Origin of the sequence: Miltoncostaea oceani (assembly GCF_018141545.1) — a bacterium.
GTDB classification, from domain to species: domain Bacteria; phylum Actinomycetota; class Thermoleophilia; order Miltoncostaeales; family Miltoncostaeaceae; genus Miltoncostaea; species Miltoncostaea oceani.
In genome coordinates, this window is record NZ_CP064356.1 from 2627344 (window position 1) to 2648760 (window position 21417).

Consider the following 21417-nt stretch of genomic DNA (forward strand, 5'->3'; position numbering starts at 1 on the left):
GAGGGGTGCTGCGGTGTGATTCAGGGTCCTCCGAGCGGATCCGGGACACAGCACGTCGACGGCGCACAGCGTCGGCCGACGAGCCGGACCACTATACCCGGCGCGCACCCGCCGGGGAGGTGGTGGGGCGGCCCCGGGACGCTTGTCAGGCCGGGAACGGCCCATTCCAAGGACAACCGGCGTGATCGACGAAATCAGCGGGACGATGCCCCGGAGCCCCCTCCCCCGCGCGCCCCACCCTTTCGTCCAGTTGCCCCGCCCCGGGATCGACGCAAGGATCGCCGCCATGCGGCCTCTCCGTGCTCTCGGCCTGTGCGCGCTCGCGGGGGCCGTCGGCCTCGCGACCGCGTCGACCGCCACCGCGCGCGTCAGCATCCTCGACGACGACCCCGAGGCGATCGCCCGGGCCGTCCAGCCGCAGCCCGACGGGTCGCCGGGCCTCGGCGCCGCCGACGGGATCCTCCAGGTCAACACGAAGCCGCCCGTCCTGGGCGCCCGCCAGCGCGTCGTGCGCCTGCCGGCGGACGACCTCGTCGGCCGCACGCCGTCGCGGATGGCGGCCTACATCCGCGCGGCGATCAAGGGCGCGGGGTCGCAGCGCACGATCATCGACGAGCTCGGCCCGGCCTTCCGCGGCCGCAACGGCGACAACCTGGCGGCCGCCCTCGCGATCCTCGCCGACGAGGCGACGTCCGACGCGATCGAGGAGTCCCGCGCGCGCCGCGTCCACGTGTACGTCCCCGCGGCCGGCGACCTGCTCACCGGCGCCGACTGGGCGGGCGCCCGCCTGGCGATGGCCCGCGCCGGCGGCGTCTGGCTGCGGACGTCCCCCTCCTCCGGCGCGTGGACGGGCGCCCAGTGGCAGACCTGGCCGGCCGAGATGGCCCGCCTGCTCGCCGCGACGGGCTCGTCGGGCTCGCGCGTCCACGTGGTGCTCGCCGGGGACCAGGCCGCCGCGTGGCGGGCGGCCCGCACCGGCGCGGCGTGCCCCGTCCTCGGCAACGGCCCCGGGGCCCAGCGCCTCGGCGCCGCGATGACGGCCTTCGTCGCCGAGTTCCGGCGGGCGATGCCCGCCCCCGGCGCGGACGGCCCCGCCGCCTGCCTGACCGGCCCCGTCGTCCCCGACGCCGGCGCGGCGGCGCTCGAGGCGGCCGCGACGCGCCCCGGCCTCGAGATCGCGCCCCTCGGGATCCCCCCGCTCGTCGCGGGCGAGCCGGCGCAGCTGACGGTGCAGGTCGGCTCCGACCCGTTCGGCCTGGCCGCGGCCTCCGGGCTGGCCCCCGAGGACGTCTGGGGCTCGAAGGCCGCCTACGTCCGCCTGACCGCGCCCGGCACGGTGACGGCCGCCTCCGTCGACGGCGACGGGGCCGCGCGGTTCTCGTTCGTGCCGTCGGCGCCCGGTCCCGTGACCGCCGTGCTCGTGCTGACGGCCCCGATCGCCGACCGCATGGCGCGGGCCCGCACGGGCGTCTCCGCCGACCTGCTCGGGCCGCTCCGGCGCGTGGGGGCGACGGTGCTGCCGCCCCGCGCGGTCGCGGCGCCCGGCGCGTGGTCGGTCACGGTCCCGATCGCGCCGGCCGGCGGTGCTCCCGGCGACCCCCTCGCCCAGGTGATCGCCCCGCCCTCCTGAGCACCCGCCGGGTCCGCGGACCCGGCGCGCGGCGTCAGCGGCCGACCATCTCCCGCCGCCCGGCGCGCGTGAAGCGGCTCTGGCGGACGAGCGTGACGACCGGAGTGCTGCGCCACTTGAGGATCTCGAGGACGTAGACGAGGTAGACCGAGGCGGCGATCGCGACGAGGGCGGTCGCGCCCAGCACGAGGGTGCCCCCCAGGTCGAGGCTGCCGTCGGGGTCGCGGTACGACACGAACCGCAGGGTGATCGCGGCGGCGCCCATCAGTGCGCACCACGCGTAGAGGGCGAGCACGGTCTTGCGCTGGCTCCACCCGATCGTGAAGAACCGGTGGTGGAAGTGGCTGCGGTCGGCGTTGTAGACCGGCAGGCCGTACTTGAGCCGCTTCAGGATCACGAACGACGTGTCGAGGATCGGGATCGCCAGGATGATCAGCGGCGCGACCACGGCGATCGCGGCGGCGCTCTTCATGACCCCGCTGACGGCGACCCCGGCGATGACGAAGCCGAGGAGCATCGAGCCGGCGTCGCCCATGAACACCTTGGCGGGGTGGAAGTTGTAGACGAGGAAGGCCGCGCAGGCGCCGGCGAGGGCGGCGGCCATGATGGCCGGGTCGGCGCGGCCGAGCGACGCGGCGAGGATCGCGAACGTCGTCGCCCCGAGGCCGGTGATGCCGGACGCGAGGCCGTCCATGCCGTCGGTGAAGTTGATCATGTTCACGAGCGCCACGAACCAGAGGATCGTCAGCGGGTACTGGGCGACGCCGAGGTCGCCCACCCCGATGACCGGGAGGGTGATGTGGTCGATCGTCAGGCCCGCGGCGACGGGGATCGCGGCGCACGCCGCCTGCCCGGCGAACTTCACCGCCGGCGACAGCCCCCAGACGTCGTCGATCGCGCCGAGCATGGTGATGAGCACGGCGCCGACGACGAGGGCGCGTGCGGCGGGGTCGTCCGGCAGGAAGAAGAGCACCGGGACCAGGAAGCCCGCGAGGATGGCGAGCCCGCCGAGGCGGGGGGTCGGTTCGCGGTGGATCCGGCGGTCCGAGGGGTGGTCGAGGGCCCCGACGGCGCGTGCCAGCCGCATCGCCAAGGGCGTGACGGCGAGGACGACGAGGGCCGCGACGATGGCGCTGAGGATGGGGATGAGGGTCGTCGTCACGGGGGGGTCGGGCCGGTGAGGGCCCTGGGGGATTCTAGGTCGGGTGGCCCGAGCCCTTCAACGGGCCGGCCGGACCCGGCGGCCCGGGGGGGCGTCAGGCATGGTCGCGCTCGCGGTGCGTGAGGGCCGCGGCGCGCAGCACGAGCCCCCGCGGGAGCAGGCGGGAGGCGAGCATCGACCCGCGCGCCACGACCCCGGTCGGCGCCCGCCGGCGGCCGGCGGCGAGGGCGCGCCACGTGGCCCGCACGACGAGGTCGACGTCGTCGAACGGGATGCCGGGGTAGGTCGACGACCCGCCCCCCGACAGCGTGAACTCGGTGCGGGTCGGGCCGGGGCACACGGCGAGGGCCCGGACCCCGGTGCCGCGCAGCTCCTCCGCGACGGCCTCCGTCCAGTGCAGCTCGAACGCCTTGGTCGCGGCGTACGTCGCCATGAACGGCACCGGCTGCCATGCCGCGGCGGAGCTGACGACGACGAGCGCCCCACGCCGGGCGGCGACCATCGCGGGGAGGACGTGGACGCCGAGGTCGACGACCGCGACGCAGTTGAGGCGCACCATGCCGGACTCGCGGTCGCGGTCGAGCTCCCACGTCCGTCCCCGGGAGCCGTACCCGGCGTTGAGGACGACGACCTCGGGGGCCGCCCCCCACGCGTCGATGGCGTCGCGTGTCGCGGCGAGGCCCTCGGGGGTGGCGAGGTCGGCGACCACCGTCGTGGTCGGGGTGCCGTGGAGCGCGGCGACCTCGTCGGCGAGCTCCCGCAGGCGGTCGGCGCGCCGCGCCACGACGAGGAGCGGGTGTCCGCGGGATGCGAGGCTCCGCGCGTAGGCGTGCCCGAGGCCCGAGGAGGCCCCGGTCACGACCGCGAGGCCGCGGCTCACCGACCCCCGGGTTCGGCGTAGAGGCGGTCGCCGGCGTCGCCGAGGCCGGGGACGATGAACGCGCGCTCGTCGAGGCGCTCGTCGATGACGGCGACGGTGACGGCGACGTCGGGGTCGGCGGCGGCGACGACGGCGAGCCCCTCGGGGGCGGCGATCAGGCCGGCCATCCGCAGGTTCCGGGCACCGGCGGCGCGGAGGCTCGCGAGGGCGGCGGCGCTCGACCCTCCGGTCGCGATCATCACGTCGAGCATCACGACCTCGTCGTCCTCGAGGTCGTGCGGGAGGCTGTCGAGGTAGGCGCGCGCCTGGGCGGTCCGCTCGTCGCGGGCCATGCCGATGAAGCCGACCCTGGTGTCCTCCGGCAGCAGCTCGAGGGCGGGCTGCAGCATCACGAGGCCGGCGCGGAGGATGGGGACGACGGTGACGCGGCGGGCCGGCACGGTGGTGGCCGCGGGGGCGATCGGCGTGGTCACCGTCCCCTGCCGCGTCTCGAGGTCGGCGAGGGCCGTGGCGAGGACGAGGGTGGAGAGGGCGTGCGCGGCGCGGCGGAAGCCGTCGGGGGTGGTCGACACGTCGCGCAGGCGGGCGAGGTGGTGGCCGGCGAGGGCACCCTCGACGACGGCGACGGGACGGGCGGGCACACCGGCAGCGTATCCGAGCGCGCCGGGCGACCCCGGCGGTACGCTGGCGACGTGCTCCTCGGCGAACGCCACCTCAGCCACCGCGGGGGATGGCTGCGCGCGGCGGTCCTCGGGGCGAACGACGGGATCCTGTCGACCGCCGGCCTGGTGCTGGGTGTCGCGGCGGCCGACGCGTCGGTGGGCGCGATCGCGACGGCGGGCGTCGCGGGCCTGGTGGCGGGGGCCCTGTCCATGGCGGCGGGCGAGTACGTCTCCGTCAGCTCCCAGCGCGACACGGAGGCGGCCGACCTCGCCCTGGAGCGGCGCGAGCTGGCGACGGATCCGGAGGGTGAGCTGGAGGAGCTCGCGGCGATCTACCGGGCCCGGGGCCTCGGGCCGGAGCTGGCGCGGAGGGTGGCGGTGGAGCTGACCGCGGGCGATGCGCTGAAGGTGCACGCCCGCGACGAGCTCGGCATCGAGGAGGACCGCATGGCGCGGCCGTTCCAGGCCGCGTGGTCGTCGGCGGTGTCGTTCACTCTCGGCGCCGCGATCCCCCTCGTCGCGATCCTCGTCCTGCCGGGCGCGGCGCGGATCCCGGGGACGGTGGTGGTGACGCTCGGCTCGCTGGCGGCCCTCGGCGCGGTCGGCGCCCGGCTGGGCGGCGCCCCTCTGGTCCGCGCGGCGGCGCGCGTGGCGATGTGGGGTGCGGTGGCGATGGGCCTCACGTCCCTGATCGGGGCGCTGGTCGGGACGGCGGTGTGAAGCCGTGCTGATCTACCCGATCGGCGTGTCGGTGGACGGCTTCATCGCCGACCGCGACGGCGGCTTCGCGTGGACGGACCCGATCGACGAGCTGTTCCGCTTCCACCTGGCGCAGGTGGGCGCCCTCGGCGCGTACCTCCTCGGCCGGCGGCTCCACGAGACGATGCGCGTGTGGGAGACCGACCCGTCCCTGCGCGGCACGGAGGCGGAGGCCGCGTTCGCCGACGTGTGGTGCGCGCTCCCGAAGGTCGTGTTCAGCCGCACCCTCGACGGGGTCGAGGGGAACGCGCGTCTCGCGGAGGGGTCGGTGGCGGAGGAGGTCGCCGCGGCGCTCGCCGCGACCGACCGCGACGTCGCGATCGGCGGCGCGGGACTGGCGGCACAGGCGGTCGAGCAGGGCCTCGTCGACGAGCTGCGGGTGTTCCGCCACCCCGTCGTCGTCGGAGGCGGCACGCCGCACCTCCCCCCGCTCCCCCGCGGCATCCCCCTCGACCTGGTCGAGACGCGGACGTTCGACGGGCGGGTGGTCCTCGAGCGCTACCGCCGCATCCGCGACGACCCCCCGGGCTGAGCGACCACGTACGGCGCAGGCGGGCCGTGGGGTTGCGCCAAGTGGACCCCGGGGTCGTGGCCGAATGGGCCTCGGGTGCGCGGCCAAGTGGACCTCGGGTAATGGCCAAGTGGACCTCGGGGTCACGGCCAAGTGGACCTCGGAGTGGCCGAGGGGGCTCGACCCATCGAACCCCTCAGGGAACCGCGCCGGCACCGCTCCCGTGCGGCCCGAGTGGCCGCCTGGGCGAAATGGACCTCGGGGTCGCGGCCAAGTGGACCTCGAAGTCACGGCCAAGTGGACCACCGCCGCGGCCAAATGGACCTCGGCGTCGCGGCCAAGTGGACCACGGCGTCGCGGCCAAATGGACCACGGCGTCGCGGCAACACTGACCGCCTGGCCACGCTGTGGAGTTGGGCCTCGGCAAGACGGCCAAGTGGACCTCGGGGTCGCGTCCAAGTGGACCTCGGGGTCGAGTCCAAATGGACCTCGGCGTCGCGGCCAAATGGACCTCGACGGCACCGCCACGTGGACCCCGGGGCCGCCCCCGACGCGAACGGCCCCCGGAGTGTGGGGGTCAGCCCCTCGGGAGGGCGGTGGGGCTGACCCCGGTGAGGGAGCGGACGTCCTCCGCGAGGTGGGCCTGGTCGGCTTAGCCGGCGCGGTGGGCGACGTCGGCCCAGGCGGGGACGGGGCGTTCCGCCCGGAGGGCGAGGACGCGTTGCAGCCGCAGGACGCGGCCGAGGCGCTTCGGGCCGAAGCCGACCGCGGCCGTCACCCTCCTCCTCAGCTGCCGTTCCCCGATCGCCGTCCGCCGCGCGAGGACGGGGACCGCGAGACCCGGGTCGCCGCGCAGGGCGTCCGCGACGGCGACGGCGAGGGGATCCGGGGGGCCGACGGGACGCACCCGCCCCGCGAGCCAGTCCAGCATCGGCCGCACCCGCCCGTCACCCTCCCCCCTCCCCCCGCCGCCGCCCGGCGTCCACGCCGCGAGGGACTCCTCCAGCCGCCGGGCGTCGTCACCCCAGACGAGGGCCGCGGGGACGTGCGCGTCGACGAGGGCGGGGGCGGGGACGCCGAGGAGCGCGGGAGCCGCACCCGTCCGGAGGCGCACACCGCACACCACGTCCCCCGGCGTCACCCGCGCGGTGAACGCCGCCGTGCTCGGCCCCGCGACCTGCAGCCCCTCCCGGTCACGCCACACCACGTCGATGCAGCCGTCCGGCAGCACCCGGTGGACCCGCTCGTCACCCGCGGTGAGCTCCCAGGCGCACGCCACCCACGGGGCGAGGGACGGCGGGGCCGGGAGCTCCCGGAAGGCGGCTCCGCTCAGACGGGCGTGCCCGCGTGCAGGCGGGGATACAGCGGGAACCGGTCGCCGATCGCGCGGGAACGGCCGCGGAGCACCTCGAGGTCGGCCTCCGACGCCGACGGCTGCAGGGCGGCAGAGATGATCGACGCGATCTCCGTCATCTCCGGCTCCCGCAGACCCCGGGTCGTGAGGGCGGCGGTGCCGATCCGCAGCCCCGACGTCACCGTCGGCGGCCGCTCGTCGAACGGGACGCCGTTCTTGTTGACCGTGATCCCCGCGTGGTCGAGGCGGACCTCCGCGTCCTTGCCCGTCAGCTCCGTGTCGGACAGGTCGACGAGGACCAGGTGGTTGTCGGTGCCGCCGCTGACCAGGTTCACGCCACCGGCGAGGAGGCCGTCCGCGAGGGTGCGGCAGTTGTCGACCACCGCCTGCTGGCGCGCCCGGAACTCCGGGGTGAGGGCGTGGCCGAGGGCGACGGCCTTACCCGCGATCACGTGCATCAGGGGACCGCCCTGCAGGCCCGGGAACACGGCCTTGTCGATCTTCGACGCCAGCTCGGCGGTGCACATGACCATCCCGCCGCGCGGGCCGCCGAGCGTCTTGTGGATCGTCGTCGTCACGATGTCCGCGATGCCGACCGGCGTCGGGTGCACGCCGGCGGCGACCAGCCCGGCGATGTGCGCCATGTCCACCATCAGCAACGCGCCGACCTCGTCCGCAATCTCGCGGAACGCGGGGAAGTCGATGATCCGCGGGTACGCCGACGCACCCGCGACGATCAGGGCGGGCCGCAGGTCGCGCGCCATGTCGCGCACCTGGTCCATGTCGATCCGGCAGTCCGAGCGGCGGACCCCGTAGTGGTGGAACTCGTAGAGCCGGCCCGAGAAGTTGACCTTCAGGCCGTGCGACAGGTGACCGCCGTGCGACAGCGACATCCCCAGCACGCGGTCACCGGGCTTCAGCACCGCGAAGTAGGCCGCCTCGTTCGCCGTCGCCCCCGAGTGGGGCTGCACGTTCACGTGGTCGGCGCCGAACAGCTCCAGCGCCCGCTCGATGGCGAGGGTCTCGACCTCGTCCACCACCTCGCAGCCGCCGTAGTACCGGTGCCCGGGGAGGCCCTCCGCGTACTTGTTCGTGAGCACCGACCCCACCGCCTGCAGCACGGCGTGGCTCGTGAAGTTCTCGCTCGCGATCATCTCCAGGGTCTCGCCCTGCCGGTCGGCCTCCGCACGCAGCAGGCGCGCGATCGCCGGGTCGACGTCGGCGACGTCCTGCGAGAGGTAGCTGTCCTCGTCGATGAAGCTCACTCGGCGGGCCCCCAGGCTCGTGTCGGATCGACCCCGAGGGTACACCGTCACCGCGGACGGACGACCCCCACGCCGACCGCCGCGAGCGCCCGGACGACGCCGTCCGGATCGGGCCCCGGCCGGATCAGGACGGCGTCCCCGCCGCCCGGCAGCGGACGCAGGTCGACCACCGCCGACGCGGTGCCCGGCAACGTCCCCGCGTCCACCTCCACCGCCGCGCCCGCACGGAGGTCGGCGGGCACGTCCTCCACCCGCGCGGGGTCCCGCCCGCCGGGGTGGTTCGCGCTCGTCGCGACCAGGGGGAGGTCGAGGGCGGCGAGGTCGGCGCCGACGACGGGGGCCCGCAGCCCGACGGCGCCGGGGGCGTCGCCCGCGGCGGCCGCGAAGCGCCCCGCCGGGTCGGGCACGAGGCACGTCGCCGGCCCCGGGAGGAGCGCCCGCGCCGCTGCCTCCACCGGCCCGGCGAGCCCCGCGAGGGCGGCGTCGAGCAGGGCGGGCGCGTAGAGGAGCACCTGGCACGGCTGCGACCGCGGCCTGCCCTTCAGGGCGTAGAGCGCATCGATCCCCGCCGGCACGTCGAGCGCCGCCGCCAGCCCGTACACCGTGTCCGTCGGGACCACGGCCACACCGCCGGCGCGGAGGGCGTCGCGCAGCCGCCCGGCGCTCACGGCGCGCGCCCCCCGACGACCCGCGCCACGCCCGCCAGGTCCTCGCGGGAGCCGACGTCGCGCAGGCCCGCGGCGGTCAGCGCCGCGGCCGCCGCCTCCGCCTGCCCCGCGCCGATCTCCACCAGCAGCCAGCCGCCCGGCTCGAGGTGGGCGGGGGCCGCCGCCGCGATCGCCTCCACGGCCTCCAGGCCCGTCGGCCCCGACACGAGCGCGCCCGCCGGCTCCCACGCGAGCTCCGGCGGGGCGGCGGCGAGGTCGGCGTCGGAGAGGTACGGCGGGTTCGCGGCGATCACGTCGAAGCGCCGCGCCGCCACCGCCGAGAAGCCGTCGGAGAGGAGCCACTCCAGGCCGTCCGCCGCCGGCACCCGCCCGCCGTTGTCGCGGGCCCGCGCCAGCGCCTCGGGGGACCGGTCGAGCGCCGTCACCCGCAGGTTCTCGCCCTCGTCGGCGAGCGCCAGCGCCACCGCGCCGCTGCCGGTGCCCCAGTCGAGCACCGTGCCCCCGGCGGGCACGACGTCGAGCGCCCACTCGACGAGGATCTCGGTCTCGGGGCGCGGCACGAGCACCTCGGGGCCGACGCCGAGGAGCAGACGCCGGAACGCCCGCTCCCCGGTCACGTAGGCCATCGGCTCACGGCGTCCGCGGCGGGCGAGCAGCTCGCGGGCGAGCGCCAGCTCGGGCGGCGTCAGCGGACGCTCCGAGTCGGTGTAGAGCCGCAGACGGTCGACGCCGAGGGCGTGCGCCAGCAGCAGGTCGGCGTCGAGGCGCGCGGACGGCGACCCGCGCTCGGTGAGGTAGGCGGTGCTGCGGCGCAGCACCTCGCCGATGGTGATCTGGTCGCTCACCCGCCCCCGGTCAGCGGCGGCTGCGGGCCATCATGAACGCCCGCAGCGGACCCACCAGGAAATCGTGGACCGCGTCGGCGGCCTCGCGCAGGGCGGTCGCGTCGGGCGTCACGTCGCCGAGGGTCTGGACGAGCCGGATGTAGACCTTCGACGGCTCGGCGTGCATCGGCTCGATCGCGCACTCCAGCGACGACTCGCCCGCGCGGCGCCAGATGCGCAGGCCGAGGGTGACCTCCTCGCCCTCCAGCAGCTCCAGGCGGTCCTCGTCGATCTGCAGGACGTCCTCGACGAGCAGACTGCGGGCCGCGTCGGGGTCCTCGACGTCCCACACGGCGACGAGGGTGATGTCCTCCACCCACATCTCGCCGATCCCGTACCGCTCGACGGCCTCCCCCACCAGGCCGACGACGCGCTCCAGCCCCTCGCGGTACCCGAGGCCCGTCACGCCGCACGAGGCCATCTGGCTCGGGCGGAGGACGAACTCCGCGCCGTCGGAGCCCGAGAACGTCGCCCCCGGGTCCGAATGGTACTCGAGGCGCGACAGGCCGTACCGGTCGCTCACCGAGGCGAAGAAGATCGCGAGGTCCTCGCGGGGGAGCGCGACCTCGTCGTGGCGCACCGTCAGTCCGAGGAACTCGATGCGCAGGAGATCCGGGTTCGGGGTCACGCCGCTCCTCCTCCGTCGGTCTGCTCCTCCAGGCGGCGGCGGCGCTCATCGGCCGACAGCGCCTCCGTGAGGCTCGTCAGGTTGCCCACCAGCACCTGCTCGCGCAGCGGCACCGTCACGCCGACGCGGTGGTCGGTCACGCGGTTCTGGGGGTAGTTGTACGTGCGGACCTTCTCGGAGCGGTCGCCCGACCCGATGCTCGACTTCCGCGCGACCGACATCTCCGCCTCGCGCTCCGCCCGGGCCCGCTCGTAGAGGCGTGCGCGGAGCACGCGCATCGCGCGCTCGAAGTTCTGGAGCTGGCTCTTCTCGTCCTGCATCGACACCACGATGCCCGTCGGCAGGTGGGTGAGGCGGACGGCCGAGTCGGTCGTGTTGACGCTCTGGCCGCCGGGGCCGCTCGAGCGGTAGACGTCGCGCTTCACGTCGTTGCGGTCGATCGTGACGTCGACGTCCTCGACCTCCGGGAGGACCGCCACCGTCGCCGTGGAGGTGTGGATGCGGCCCTGGCTCTCGGTGGCGGGGACCCGCTGCACGCGGTGCACGCCGGCCTCGTGCTTGAAGCGCGCGAACGCGCCGCGGCCCTTCACGGCGATCGTCGCCTCGCGGACGCCGCCGGCGTCGGCCTCGGCGGCGGACATGAGCTCGACGCGCAGGCCGTGCGACTCGGCGTACCGCGTGTAGACGTCGACGAGGTCGCGCGCGAAGAGCGCGGCCTCCTCCCCGCCGGCGGCGGCGCGGATCTCGACCAGCGTGTCCCGGTCGTCGTCGGGGTCGGGCTCGATCATCGCCTCGCGGATGCGCGGGCCGAGGGCCTCGGCCTCCGCCGCGGCCTCGTCGCGCATCGTGCGCACGTCGGCGTCGTCGTCCTCGGCCAGCATCTCCTCGGCCTCGGCGGCGCGCGCCGTCGCGTCCCGCCAGGCGTCGGCCAGGTCGAAGGCCTCCGACAGGTCGGACCACTGCTTGTTGACGGCGGCGTACCGCCCGCGGTCCGAGGACAGGTCGGGGTCGCCCAGGGCCTCGGAGAGCTCCTGGCGCGTCCTCATGATCTGCTCGACGAGCGAGCGCGTGTCCGTGCTCACCCCGACCCCCTCAGCCCCGCGGACGGACCCCCTGCCGGGGGGACGCTAGTGTCCTGATTCAGGAGTTCGTATGCAGTTCCCGAGCGAATCGCAAGCGAGGCAAGGACGCAGGTCAGGCCCGGTATCGGGAATACCGGGCCTGCCGAGGACGCAGCATCGCGCCGCGATGCAGCCGGGAACGGCCACCGAACTCATGCATCAGGACGCTCAGGCGCCGGCGCGCTGGCTGCGAGCCAGCTTGCGCTGGAACCGCTCGACCCGGCCGCCGGAGTCCACCAGCTTCTGCTTGCCCGTGTAGAACGGGTGGCAGTTGCTGCAGATCTCGACCTTGATCTCGGACTTGGTGGAGCGGGTCTCGAACTCGTTGCCGCAGGTGCAGCGGACGTGCGCGACGACGTACTCGGGGTGGATGTCGGTCTTCATGTGTGCGTCCTCGCGAATGAGGTGGTGTGCGTTCGGCCCGCCGTTGCGAACCGGTCTTCCGAGCATAGACGACCGCGCAAGCGCCGCCCTCGGGCGGGGCGGGCGGGGCGTGGCGCCCCGCCCGCCGTGGGACCTCTCGCCCCGGGTCTAGCCCCGGCGCTCCTTCACGAGCTCCGTCAGCTTCGGGACGATGTCGTTCAGGTCGCCGACGACGCCCAGGTCGCTGAACTCGAAGATCGGGGCGTTGCCGTCCTTGTTGATCGAGACGATCACCTGCGACGTCTGCATGCCGACCTTGTGCTGGATCGCGCCGGAGACGCCCGCGCCGATGTAGAGCTTCGGCGAGACGACCTTGCCGGTCTGGCCGACCTGGGTGGCGTACGGGTACCAGCCGGAGTCCACGACCGCGCGGGTCGACGCCACGGCGCCGCCCATGGCGGAGGCGAGCTCCTCCAGGATCCCGAAGCCCTCCGGGGCGCCGAGGCCGCGGCCACCGGTGACGAGGATGTCGGCGTCCTCGATCGAGGGGCCCGACGACTCCGCGTGGGCCTGCTCGACCATCGCGGCCTTCGTGGAGAAGTCCTCGGTGTCGGCGGGGATCTGCTCCACGGTGCCGGCCGCGGCGTTCTCGACGGCGTCGAACGAGCCGGCGCGGACCAGGCCGAGGCGCGGCGTCGACGACCAGCCGACGTCGGCGCGGACGGTGTCACCGAGCGCGGAGCGCTTGCCGACGAGCGCGTCGCCGGAGCCCTCCAGGTCGCTGAGGTCCCAGTTGAGGCCGGCGTCGAGGCGGGCCGAGAGGCCGCCCGCGATGTCCGACGCGAGCACCGACGCCGCGAACAGCACGGTGTCGAAGCCCTTGTCGGCGACGAGCCTGGCGATGACGTCGACGCGCGGCTGCGGCAGCGGGGCGGCGAACGCCTCGTTGTCGGCGACGTAGACGGTCGCGGCGCCGTAGGCGCCGGCCTTGGCGGCGGCCTCGCCGACGCCCGAGCCGATCAGCACCGCGGACGTGTCCGCGTCGAGCTGGGCGGCCTTGGACAGCACGCCGAGCGACCCCTTCTGGATGCTGTCGCCGTGGTGCTCGAGGAAGACGAGCGTGCTCAAATGAGCTTCCTTTCCACGAGGAAGTCGAAGATCTTCTGGGCGCCGGAGCCGTCGTCCTCGACCTTGATGGTGTCGCCTCGCGACGGCGGGTCGCTCAACGCGACGACGGTGGTGCGGGACCCGGCCTCGCCGGCGGCGCCGGGGTCGACGCCGATGTCCGCGAGGGACTTGGTCTCCTGCGGCTTCTTCTTCGCGCCCATGATGCCCTTGAGCGACGGGTAGCGCGGCTCGTTCAGCGAGTCGGCGACCGCGAGCACGACCGGCAGCGGCGCCGCGATCGTGTCGTAGCCGAACTCGGTCTGGCGCTTCGCCGTCGCGGTGCCGCCCTCGACCGTGAGCTCGGAGATCTGGGAGATCACCGGCATGCGCAGGCGGTCGGCCACGGCGGCCCACAGCACGGCGCCGTCGCCGTCCGAGGCCTGCTGGCCGAACAGCACGACGTCGGGGGACTCGGCCTTCAGCGCCTCGGCCAGCACGTGGCTGGTCGCGACCAGGTCGGATCCGACGGCGGCCTCGTCCGACACCAGCACGGCCCGGTCGGCGCCCATCGCCAGGCCCTTGCGCAGCGACTCGAGCGCCCGGGAGGCGCCCAGCGACACGAGGACGACCTCGCCCTCGCCCGCGGCGTCGCGGAGGCGGATGCCCTCCTCGACGGCGTTCAGGTCGTAGACGTTCAGCGACCGGTCACCGGAGCGGTCCATCCGCAGGGTCGTCGGGTCGATCCGCCTCGAGGGGCCGGCATCCGGCACCTCTTTCACGCAGACCGCGATCTTCATGGAGCCCCCTTGGCACTCGCCGACATGATTCCGTCTCCCACGAACCCTAACGGGTCGGACCGGCCGCGGATCCCCGGCCCCGCCCCCGCGCGCCCGCGCGGGGGCGGGCCGCGCCGCCCCACGTAGTCTTGGCCCGACCCCGACGGAAGGTGGAGGCGCGATGCGCAGCTCGGTGAGGAAGTCCGCGGACGTGGCGTCCGTGAAGGCCGACCTGCTGGTCGTCTGCCTGCCGGGCCCGCCCGGCGACCTGACGGGAGCCGTCGCCGACGTCGACGCCGCGCTCGGCGGCCGTGTGCGCGCCGCCGTCGCCGACGGCGAGATCGACGGGAAGGCCGGGGCGGCGACGCGCTTCCACTCGGGCTCCGCGCTCGCCGCGCCCCGCGTCGCGGTGGTCGGCGTGGGCGAGGGCTCGGCCGAGGACTGGCGCTCCGCGGGCGGCGGGGTCGCGTCCCTCACGAGCCGGGTCGCGACGAAGGTCGTCGCGATCGTCCCGCCCGCCGACGCGGGGACGGCCGAGGTCGGCGCCTTCGTCGAGGGCCTCGGCACCGGCGTGTACCGCTTCGACCGCTTCACCACCTCCTCCGACGCCCCGGCGCCGCCGGAGCGCCTGTACGTCCACTCGGCCGCCGTCCGCACCGCCGACCTGAAGCGCGCCGACCGCGTCGTCGACGCCGTCAACGGGGCGCGCGACCTGTCGAACACCCCGGCGAACCACCTCACGCCGACGGACCTCGCGGACCACGCGAAGGCCCTGGCGGACGGGATCGCCGGCCTCAGCGTCACCGTCCTCGGCCCGTCGAAGCTCGAGAAGCTCGGCGCGGGCGGCCTGCTCGGCGTCGCCCGCGGCTCGGACGAGCCCGCCCGCATGATCGTCATGCGCTACCGGCCGTCCTCGCCCGCACGTCCGGGCGAGGTGCTCGGGCTGGTGGGCAAGGCCGTCACGTTCGACACGGGCGGCATCTCCATCAAGCCCTCCAACGGGATGGAGGAGATGAAGATGGACATGGGCGGGGGCGCCGCCGTCATCGAGGCGACGGCGCTGATCGCCGCGCTCGGCCTGCCCGTGGAGATCATCTCCGTCGTCCCCGCCACCGAGAACATGCCGAGCGGCCGCGCCGTCAAGCCGGGCGACGTCCTCACGGCGCTCAACGGCAAGACCATCGAGGTCATCAACACCGACGCCGAGGGCCGCCTGATCCTCGCCGACGCGCTGACCCACGCCGCGCGCGAGGGCGCGACCCGGTTGATCGACTTCGCGACCCTGACCGGCGCGATCGTCGTGGCGCTCGGCGAGGTCTACGCCGGGCTCTTCGGCTCCGACGACGAGTGGACCAGGCTCGTGCGCGAGGCCGCCGACTCCTCCGGCGACCTGGCGTGGCCGATGCCCCTCCACGCCCGCTACGCCCCGCTGATCGCGAGCCAGGTCGCCGACCTGTCGAACTCCTCGAACAAGCGGCAGGCGGGCGCCGTGTACGCCGCGCAGTTCCTGCGCGAGTTCACGGAGGGCGTCCCGTGGTGCCACGTCGACGTGGCGGGCACCGCGATGGTGTCCGGCAAGGGCACCGGGTTCGGCGTGCGGCTCATCCTGGCGGTCGCCGAGCGACTGGCGGAACCCGCGCCCCTGTGACCGCCTGGGTCATCCTGATCGGCCTCGCCGTCGCGATCGTCGGGGTGCTGGCCAAGGTGGCCGTCGATGTGGCCCGCGACCTCCGCGAGGATCGCGAGGCCCACGGCGGCCGCCTGTCGAGGGCGGCCGCCCGCCGGGCCGCGTGGACCGTCGTGATCGCGGCGGCCCTGGTGCTGGCCCTGGTCGTCTGGCCCCTCGTGCTCGGCGACTCCTGATCGACCTCGACCTCGTCCTCCTGTTCGTGGTGGGGGTCGTGGCGGGGGCGGTGAACGCCGTCGCCGGCGGCGGCTCCCTGATCAGCTTCCCGGTGCTCGTCGCGACCGGCCTGCCGCCACTGACGGCGAACGTGACGAACACGGTCGCCCAGATGCCGGGGTACCTCTCGATCGTGGAGGGCTACCGCCCCGACCTGTCGGGGCAGGCGCCGCGCATCCGCGCGCTGCTGCTGCCGGCGGTCGCCGGCGCGCTGGCGGGCGTCGGGCTCCTCGCGCTCGGCGGGGACGACACGTTCGAGGCCGTCGTCCCCTGGCTCATCATCGGGGCGTGCGCCCTCCTGGCGATCCAGCCGCGCCTGAAGGCCGCGCTGCAGGAACGCGACGAGGAGGCCAACGGCCTCTCGACGCCCCTCCTCCTCGGGGTCGCCGGCGGGGCCGCGTACGCCTCGTACTTCGGCGCGGCCGCCGGGGTGCTGCTGCTCGCGATCCTGGCGGTGGGGATCTCGGACCGCCTGCAGCGGCTGAACGCGCTGAACCGCTTCCTGGTGCTCATCGCGAACGCCGTCGCGGTGCCGGCGCTGCTGCTCGTCGCGCCGGTGGACTGGCCGTCCGTGGCCGTCCTCGCCCCCGCCACCCTCGTCGGGGGGGCGGTCGGCGCCCGGATGGCGCGCCGCCTCTCCGACCGGGTGCTGCGGGTCGCGGTGATCGTGCTGGGGCTCGGCGTCGCCGTCTGGCTGCTCGTGCGGTGAGCGGTCCGGGGCGCCGCGTCAGCCGCGGGAGCTGATCAGGCGCATCCTCACGGTCGTGGTGGTCGTGATCGTGCCGACGGGCCCGGGGTTGGAGGTCGCCTGGCTCCGCGCCGTGCCGCGCAGCACGAGGTCGACGGGGCGCGCCCCCTTCGCCTTGCGGAAGACCCCGCGGGGGACCGCGAAGGAGGTCCGGTAGTCGTCGCCGAAGGAGCGGCCGAGGGGGTCGGACCCGAGGCTCGGCATGCGCGCGCAGCCCGCCGCGCGCAGGCGGCCGCTGCGCTGCTCCGCGTCGACGCGGAGGGCCGCGTCCTGGTCCATCACCTGCACGCGCACGGTCCTCGCGGTGCGCGACTCGCGGTAGAACTGGACGCGGATGTCCCGCTCGTCGGCCGGGGCGGCCGGCGTGAACGCGCAGCGGACGCCGTTCTCGACGACGCCCCCGCTCTGGGTGATGGACGTCGCCTTCACCTGCAGGAGCCCGTACGCCGGGTTCGAGCCGCCCCGGAAGAACGGGTCGAAGTTCGACCGCGTCGGGAAGTCGAAGCGCACCAGGTTGCGGCCGGGCGCCGCGCGGTACGTCAGCGTGGTCCCGTTGTCCCACGAGTAGGCGCCGAAGCCGGCCTGCACCTTCGAGGTCTGGGTGATCCCGGTCACGGTGTAGACCGACTGGGTGACCGCGCCCTGGGCGGCGGTCGCGGACGCGGCGAGGACGGCGGCGGCCGCGATGACGGTGCACGACCGGAGGGGTGGGCGGCGGTGGCTCACGGGTTCTCCCGGGGGACGGCGCGCGCGGACCGGTCCGGGCGCGTGCGCGGGGGGTGTCCGCGGGAGTATCCCGACCGGTCCCCGCGGGCGGAACCCGGCGGGCGGGGGGCGGCCACGCGGCTCCCGCCCCCCGGCGGTCCAGTGCCGCTCAGCCCTCCATGGCGCGGGCCAGACGATCGGTGACCTGACCGAGGAGGTCCTCGACGGCGGCGGGACGCGCCGAGTAGACGCTGCGTGCGCCCCGCCGCTCCATGCCCACGAGCCCGGCCTCCTTCAGGCGGCGCAGGTGGACGGACGCCGTCGGCTGGGCGATGTGGAGGGTGCGGGCCAGCTCGCTCACCCCGGCGGGGCCGGCGGAGAGCTGGGACAGGATGGTGAGCCGGGTCGGGTCCGAGAGCACCCGCAGGCGCTCGGCGATCTCCCCCGCCCCCCGGCGCCGCGTGACGACGGGGTCCTCGACCGCGGCGTCGGCGGACACCGAGAGCACGCCGGGGAGCGCGACGATGTGCCCGCGGCCGGCGAGGCTCGGTGCGAGACGCAGCGTGCCGTCGTGCTGCGCGGCGCGGACGAGGGCCGCGAAGGCATCGTCGCGGCGGACGATGTGCCCCTCGGGCAGCAGGTCGAAGACGTCGACCCCGGCGGCGAGGCGCGCCGACCACGCCGCGGCGACGGCCCGCGCCCGGTCGGCGTCGCGGGTCTCCCAGCGACTCGCGTAGACGCCCCACAGGTCGGTGACGAGGCGTGCGTAGCGGGCGCGCAGGCGCCCGTCGGAGGCGAGGCGGCCGAGGCGCGCGCGGATGACGTGCTGCTCGTCCTCGGGCTCCGTCTCGAGCGGGAGGTGGTGGTCGATGACCACGGGCTCGCGGATCCGGGCGACGAAGCGGTCGATCTCCGGGTCGTCCAGCGTCCCGGTCGCGTGGGCGAGGACGACGACCTCGGCGAGACCCGGGTGGCCGTCCCCCCAGAAGTCGTTGCTGCGGGCCGCGAGCCCGGCGGGGACCGCGATCTTGGGCGGACGCGTGCTCGAGCAGCAGCACATCAGGGAGCTGAGCTCGACCACCGCGGAGGCGGTGACCGGGATCGACGGGGGCGGGGCGCTGGGGTAGTCCGCGTCTATTGGCATAGTTTCATACCTATATCACGATATCGCTTCAACGGGATACCCTGATCTCATCGACGGGACGACGAGGGATCGGAGGCGGTGATGGCACCACCACGGGTGGGAGCGGAACTGGCGGCGGACCGGGCGGCGCGGATGCGCCGCGACGCCGCGCGCCACCACCGGGCACGGGTGGCGCGGGACGCCTCCCGCCGGCGTGCGCCGGCCGGGGGGCACGGGACACGGCGCGTGGCGCCCGCCGCGCTGCGGCGGGTGCGCGCGCTCGCGGCGACGATGCTGTCGGCGCTCCGGGTCTGACCCGCCCGGGGCGTCAGGCGGTCTCGGCCAGCGCCTCCGCCATCGCACCGAGCATCCGGGCGTTCTCCTCGGGGCGGCCGATCGTGATGCGCAGCGAGGACGGGGCGCCGAACGCCCGGGTCGGGCGCACGATCACCCCGCGCCGCAGCAGCGCGGCGTTGAGCGCGAGGGCGCGCTCCGGCGACCCCAGGTCGACGAGGAGGAAGTTGGCGGTGCTCGGCAGGGGCGCGAGCCCGAGCGCGCGGAGGCCGGACGCGGTCATCTCCCGTTCGGCCGCGTTGAGCGCGATGCGGGGCGGCAGGTGCTCGTCGGCGTCGTGGAGGCTCGCGAGGGCGGCGGCCTGGGCGGGCGCGGCGACGTCGAAGACGTTGCGCACCACGCCGAGGGCCCGCACCAGCTCGGCGGGGCCCATCATGTAGCCGACGCGCAGGCCCGCCAGGCCGTACGCCTTGCTGAAGGTCCGCATCGCGGCCATCGGCCGCCCCTCCGCCACCAGGGCCGCGGCGTCGTGGCCGCCCGCCGGCAGGTACTCGAAGTAGGCCTCGTCCACGACGGGCAGCACGTGTGGCGGCAGGGCGTCGAGGAACCCCCGGAGCTCGCCGGCGCCGACCGCGGCCCCCGTCGGGTTGTTGGGGCTGACGACCACCACGATCTTCGTGCGGGGCGTGACCCGGGCCGCGAGCTCCCCGAGGTCGTAGGAGCCGTCGGCGCGCAGCGGGGCGGTCCGCACCTCCGCGCCCTGGATCTGGGCGCCCACCCGCCACGACAGGAACGACGGCCAGCCCATCGCGATCTCGTCGCCGGGGTCGAGGAGCGCGAGGCACATGAGCTTGATGAGGCCGTCGACGCCGGCCCCCGGCAGCACCTGGTCGGGCCGCAGGCCCGTGCGGGCGGCGATCGCGTCGCGCAGCGCCCACGCCCCCGGGTCGGGGTAGACGCGCACCCCCGAGGCGGTCTCGGCGAGCGCGGCGAGGGCGCCCGGCATCGGCGGGAACGGGCCCTCGTTGGAGGCGAGCTTCACGACGGACGCGACGCCGGTCTCGCGCCGGACCTCGTCCGCGGGGCGGCCCGGCTCGTAGGCGTCGACGCCGGCGAGCGCGGGTCGCAGGAGGCCCGCCGGGAGGGCGGGGACCGGGGCGGCGGGGGCGGTCTCGGGCTCGGGGGTCACGGCCGGCGATGCTAGTCGACGGGGCCGGGCGGGTACCTGGAGCCCGGGGCATAGGGTGTGCCCGCTCCGCCACCACTTCCCGGAGGTCCGTGCCGATGATGATCACCGAGCGCAGCAAGAGCGTGATCCCGTTCCGGCCGGCCGACGCCGCGCGCGTGGGTGACGGGTGCTTCTACCTGGACATGATCGTCTGGTTGAACGGCGACCGCGTGGAGATGGGTGACCGCGTCGGCTTCAACTACGGCTGCTACGTCAACGGCTTCGGCGGGCTCGACATCGGCGACCGGTCCATCTTCGGCCCCTACACGATGATCCACACGGCGAACCACGAGATGGACCTCGGATCGCCGATCCCCGACCAGGGGTGGACGCTCGGCAGGGTGACGGTGGGCAGTGACTGCTGGATCGGGATGGGCGTCAGCATCCTCCCGGGCGTGACGATCGGCGACGGCTGCGTGATCGGCGCGGGCGCGGTCGTCGCGAAGGACGTGCCGGAGTACAGCATCGCCGTCGGCAACCCGGCGAGGGCGCTCCGCGACCGGCGGACCTCGTGAGGGTCCTGTTCCTCCAGCGCCAGCCGTGCATCCGGGCGATGAAGTACGCCCTGGCGCTCCGCGGCTCGCACCCCGAGGTCGCCCTCGGCTTCGCCTACCAGGGACGCACCCTCACCGGGTGGTACGGCGCCGGCGACGAGCTGTTCGAGGGGTGGTGGCACCTGCCGGCCGACGACGCCGCGGCCGCGCTCGCGTCCGCGATCGACGAGTTCCGGCCCGACCTGATCCACAGCCACAACCTCCCGGACGTCCTCACCGTCCTGGCGCTCGAGGTGGCCGACGGCCGGGTGCCGGTCGTGCACGACGCCCACGACCTGCAGAGCCTGCGCCGGACCCCGTACGAGGACGGCTTCGACGACCCCGACGACCCCGCCGCGGCCGAGTCCGCCGCGGTCGCGGGGTGCGCGGCCCTCGTCGCGGTCTCGCAGGAGATGCTCGACGCGATCGAGGCGCGCCACACCCCGCCGGCGCGGACGCTGCTGTTCGCCAACTACGCCCTCGCCCGCGACCTCGCGCCCCACGCGGGCGAGCCGCGGGCCCCGCGGACGCCGCCGCGCGTCGTCTACCAGGGCAGCCTCTCCGACAACGGCAGCCACTACGACCTGCGGGCGCAGTTCGCGGCTATCGCCGCCTCGGGCCTGCCGATCGACGTGTTCCCCAACCGCTACGCCCCGGCGTACCGCGAGCTGGCGGCGCGGACGCCCGGCCTCCGGATCATGGAGACGCTGCGACCCGCCGACCTGCTGCGCGAGCTGCCCGCCTACGACGTGGGCTGGGCCGCCTTCAACACCGGCCTGAACGCCGCCCACCTCGACACCGCCCTCCCGAACAAGGCGTTCGAGTACCTCGCGTCGGGCCTGCCGATCGCCGCGGGCCGCCACCGCGCGCTGGAGCGCTTGGTGGCCGACCACGGCGTCGGCGTCGTGGTGGACGACCCGGCGGAGCTCGCGGGCGCCCTGGAGCGCGCCGGCCTGCCGGCCCTGCGGGAGCGCGTCGCGGAGCGCCGGCACCGCTTCACCGTCGAGGGCCACATCGACGCCCTCGTCGATCTCTACCGGGCGACGGCCGGCGCGGTGGTGCCCGCCTGACGCCCCGGCGCCTCCCGCTCCCCCGCTCCGGGGACGGACGGGA

24 protein-coding genes are annotated in these 21417 nt (G+C 75.4%); 9 read left to right on the top strand and 15 right to left on the bottom strand.

All coding sequences use genetic code 11. The features are described from left to right. The first annotated feature begins 286 nt into the window (after positions 1–286). Positions 287–1630 (top strand): hypothetical protein, encoded by a 1344-nt coding sequence (locus IU369_RS13415; protein ID WP_217921488.1) that lies wholly within the window; start codon positions 287–289, stop codon positions 1628–1630. Between the two features lie 34 nt (positions 1631–1664). Here the strand turns inward: IU369_RS13415 and IU369_RS13420 are convergent, their stop codons facing one another. The 3 genes from IU369_RS13420 to upp all read right to left on the bottom strand — a co-directional run bounded on the left by IU369_RS13420 (position 1665) and on the right by upp (position 4313). Then, positions 1665–2792 (bottom strand): glycosyltransferase family 4 protein, encoded by a 1128-nt coding sequence (locus tag IU369_RS13420; protein WP_217921489.1) that lies wholly within the window; start codon positions 2790–2792, stop codon positions 1665–1667. Positions 2793–2886: 94 nt separating this feature from the next. After that, positions 2887–3672: an SDR family NAD(P)-dependent oxidoreductase gene (locus IU369_RS13425; RefSeq protein ID WP_217921490.1), complete on the bottom strand. Its 786-nt coding sequence runs from the start codon at positions 3670–3672 to the stop codon at positions 2887–2889. Continuing rightward, positions 3669–4313: a uracil phosphoribosyltransferase gene (gene upp / locus IU369_RS13430; RefSeq protein WP_217921491.1), complete on the bottom strand. Its 645-nt coding sequence runs from the start codon at positions 4311–4313 to the stop codon at positions 3669–3671. Before upp ends, IU369_RS13425 begins: the two co-directional genes overlap by 4 nt. 51 nt (positions 4314–4364) lie before the next feature. Between upp and IU369_RS13435 the strand changes: the two genes are divergently transcribed. Together IU369_RS13435 and IU369_RS13440 are read left to right on the top strand one after the other, a co-directional pair. Then, positions 4365–5054: a VIT1/CCC1 transporter family protein gene (locus IU369_RS13435; RefSeq protein ID WP_217921492.1), complete on the top strand. Its 690-nt coding sequence runs from the start codon at positions 4365–4367 to the stop codon at positions 5052–5054. A gap of 4 nt (positions 5055–5058) precedes the next feature. Next, the gene (locus IU369_RS13440; protein WP_217921493.1) at positions 5059–5625 is read left to right on the top strand and encodes a dihydrofolate reductase family protein; all 567 of its coding nucleotides are present in this window, start codon (positions 5059–5061) and stop codon (positions 5623–5625) included. Between the two features lie 631 nt (positions 5626–6256). On the opposite strand, the gene IU369_RS13445 is transcribed toward IU369_RS13440, so the two are convergent. The 9 genes from IU369_RS13445 to IU369_RS13485 all read right to left on the bottom strand — a co-directional run bounded on the left by IU369_RS13445 (position 6257) and on the right by IU369_RS13485 (position 13791). Continuing rightward, the gene (locus tag IU369_RS13445; protein WP_217921494.1) at positions 6257–6883 is read right to left on the bottom strand and encodes a helix-turn-helix domain-containing protein; all 627 of its coding nucleotides are present in this window, start codon (positions 6881–6883) and stop codon (positions 6257–6259) included. A 50-nt stretch (positions 6884–6933) separates the two neighbouring features. Next, positions 6934–8214, bottom strand: coding sequence for a serine hydroxymethyltransferase (locus IU369_RS13450; RefSeq protein WP_217924372.1), 1281 nt, complete (start codon positions 8212–8214; stop codon positions 6934–6936). Between the two features lie 56 nt (positions 8215–8270). Next, positions 8271–8891, bottom strand: a complete 621-nt coding sequence (locus tag IU369_RS13455; protein WP_217921495.1) for an L-threonylcarbamoyladenylate synthase — start codon at positions 8889–8891, stop codon at positions 8271–8273. After that, positions 8888–9736 carry a peptide chain release factor N(5)-glutamine methyltransferase gene (gene prmC, locus IU369_RS13460; RefSeq protein ID WP_217921496.1) on the bottom strand — a complete coding sequence of 283 codons (849 nt, stop codon included), beginning with the start codon at positions 9734–9736 and terminating at the stop codon, positions 8888–8890. Before prmC ends, IU369_RS13455 begins: the two co-directional genes overlap by 4 nt. A gap of 10 nt (positions 9737–9746) precedes the next feature. Beyond that, a complete protein-coding gene (locus IU369_RS13465; protein ID WP_217921497.1) occupies positions 9747–10403 on the bottom strand; it encodes a hypothetical protein in 657 nt (218 codons plus the stop codon). Beyond that, positions 10400–11449 (bottom strand): peptide chain release factor 1, encoded by a 1050-nt coding sequence (gene prfA / locus IU369_RS13470; RefSeq protein ID WP_217924373.1) that lies wholly within the window; start codon positions 11447–11449, stop codon positions 10400–10402. The genes IU369_RS13465 and prfA overlap by 4 nt, the downstream gene beginning before the upstream one ends. Positions 11450–11692: 243 nt before the next feature. Continuing rightward, complete coding sequence (rpmE, locus tag IU369_RS13475; protein WP_217921498.1) at positions 11693–11908, bottom strand: 50S ribosomal protein L31; 216 nt, start codon at positions 11906–11908, stop codon at positions 11693–11695. A 147-nt stretch (positions 11909–12055) separates the two neighbouring features. Further along, the gene (locus tag IU369_RS13480; protein WP_217921499.1) at positions 12056–13015 is read right to left on the bottom strand and encodes an electron transfer flavoprotein subunit alpha/FixB family protein; all 960 of its coding nucleotides are present in this window, start codon (positions 13013–13015) and stop codon (positions 12056–12058) included. Next, positions 13012–13791, bottom strand: a complete 780-nt coding sequence (locus IU369_RS13485; RefSeq protein ID WP_217921500.1) for an electron transfer flavoprotein subunit beta/FixA family protein — start codon at positions 13789–13791, stop codon at positions 13012–13014. Before IU369_RS13485 ends, IU369_RS13480 begins: the two co-directional genes overlap by 4 nt. Positions 13792–13963: 172 nt before the next feature. On the opposite strand from IU369_RS13485, the gene IU369_RS13490 reads away from it, so the two are divergent. The 3 genes from IU369_RS13490 to IU369_RS13500 are packed head-to-tail and all read left to right on the top strand — an operon-like array spanning position 13964 to position 16382. Next, positions 13964–15418 carry a leucyl aminopeptidase gene (locus IU369_RS13490; RefSeq protein WP_217921501.1) on the top strand — a complete coding sequence of 485 codons (1455 nt, stop codon included), beginning with the start codon at positions 13964–13966 and terminating at the stop codon, positions 15416–15418. After that, the gene (locus tag IU369_RS13495) at positions 15415–15633 is read left to right on the top strand and encodes a hypothetical protein (protein ID WP_217921502.1); all 219 of its coding nucleotides are present in this window, start codon (positions 15415–15417) and stop codon (positions 15631–15633) included. Before IU369_RS13490 ends, IU369_RS13495 begins: the two co-directional genes overlap by 4 nt. A gap of 29 nt (positions 15634–15662) precedes the next feature. Next, a complete protein-coding gene (locus tag IU369_RS13500) occupies positions 15663–16382 on the top strand; it encodes a sulfite exporter TauE/SafE family protein (RefSeq protein ID WP_217921503.1) in 720 nt (239 codons plus the stop codon). A gap of 18 nt (positions 16383–16400) precedes the next feature. On the opposite strand, the gene IU369_RS13505 is transcribed toward IU369_RS13500, so the two are convergent. Beyond that, positions 16401–17147 (bottom strand): hypothetical protein, encoded by a 747-nt coding sequence (locus IU369_RS13505; protein ID WP_217921504.1) that lies wholly within the window; start codon positions 17145–17147, stop codon positions 16401–16403. 148 nt (positions 17148–17295) lie between these two features. Next, positions 17296–18270 carry an ArsR/SmtB family transcription factor gene (locus IU369_RS13510; RefSeq protein WP_217921505.1) on the bottom strand — a complete coding sequence of 325 codons (975 nt, stop codon included), beginning with the start codon at positions 18268–18270 and terminating at the stop codon, positions 17296–17298. An 81-nt stretch (positions 18271–18351) separates the two neighbouring features. On the opposite strand from IU369_RS13510, the gene IU369_RS13515 reads away from it, so the two are divergent. Further along, entirely contained in the window at positions 18352–18564 is a 213-nt protein-coding gene (locus tag IU369_RS13515; protein WP_217921506.1) for a hypothetical protein, read from the top strand. Between the two features lie 13 nt (positions 18565–18577). Here IU369_RS13515 and hisC read toward each other — a convergent pair whose 3' ends face one another. Beyond that, positions 18578–19732, bottom strand: a complete 1155-nt coding sequence (hisC, locus tag IU369_RS13520) for a histidinol-phosphate transaminase (RefSeq protein WP_217921507.1) — start codon at positions 19730–19732, stop codon at positions 18578–18580. Positions 19733–19827: 95 nt separating this feature from the next. On the opposite strand from hisC, the gene IU369_RS23615 reads away from it, so the two are divergent. Then, positions 19828–20286, top strand: a complete 459-nt coding sequence (locus IU369_RS23615; protein WP_217921508.1) for an acyltransferase — start codon at positions 19828–19830, stop codon at positions 20284–20286. Continuing rightward, positions 20283–21374 carry a glycosyltransferase gene (locus IU369_RS13530; RefSeq protein WP_217921509.1) on the top strand — a complete coding sequence of 364 codons (1092 nt, stop codon included), beginning with the start codon at positions 20283–20285 and terminating at the stop codon, positions 21372–21374. The genes IU369_RS23615 and IU369_RS13530 overlap by 4 nt, the downstream gene beginning before the upstream one ends. The last annotated feature ends 43 nt before the right edge of the window (positions 21375–21417 follow it).

Bases quoted from the DNA above. Each gene is read 5' to 3' on its own strand.
- IU369_RS13415 (WP_217921488.1), top strand. From the start codon at position 287: ATGCGGCCTCTCCGTGCTCTCGGCCTGTGCGCGCTCGCGGGGGCCGTC.
- IU369_RS13485 (WP_217921500.1), bottom strand. From the start codon at position 13,791: ATGAAGATCGCGGTCTGCGTGAAAGAGGTGCCGGATGCCGGCCCCTCG.
- rpmE (WP_217921498.1), bottom strand. From the start codon at position 11,908: ATGAAGACCGACATCCACCCCGAGTACGTCGTCGCGCACGTCCGCTGC.
- IU369_RS13515 (WP_217921506.1), top strand. From the start codon at position 18,352: ATGGCACCACCACGGGTGGGAGCGGAACTGGCGGCGGACCGGGCGGCG.
- IU369_RS23615 (WP_217921508.1), top strand. From the start codon at position 19,828: ATGATGATCACCGAGCGCAGCAAGAGCGTGATCCCGTTCCGGCCGGCC.
- prfA (WP_217924373.1), bottom strand. From the start codon at position 11,449: ATGAGGACGCGCCAGGAGCTCTCCGAGGCCCTGGGCGACCCCGACCTG.
- IU369_RS13510 (WP_217921505.1), bottom strand. From the start codon at position 18,270: ATGCCAATAGACGCGGACTACCCCAGCGCCCCGCCCCCGTCGATCCCG.